Here is a 339-nt window from a genome sequence, read left to right on the forward strand (position 1 = left end):
CTCTCGGACTTCCGGGGAAAACTTGCTTGGCTTCTTGTTCATGGCTCCATTCTCTCAAGAGTTGGAGCCTCCACAAAACTCGGGGCGGTTCATAGCTTTGCTTACGACGTCTTGCAGCACGGTAGGGAGGCGCAGGGAAAACAACCCGCTGAAGTCTGGTTCGACGATGACGGTGCGGACAAGTACGAAGTCATGGAGCACAGTGCTCGCGGCCGCGACGGAGAAGTGCTTGTGCTCGTGTACTTGACCGACGTTGAAATGATGACTTCACGAAGCAATCGCTCGCGAGACGCTGAAGGGGCTTGGGGGGCCAGAGGCGGCTATTCAAGTGGGACGAGG

The 339-nt window shown here is 56.9% G+C and carries 1 pseudogene; it reads left to right on the forward strand.

The features are described from left to right. Positions 1-339, forward strand: a pseudogene (locus SB751_RS28870) (hypothetical protein); the annotation flags it as partial.

Source organism: Cupriavidus sp. SIMBA_020 (genome assembly GCF_046535395.1).
GTDB lineage: Bacteria > Pseudomonadota > Gammaproteobacteria > Burkholderiales > Burkholderiaceae > Cupriavidus > Cupriavidus campinensis.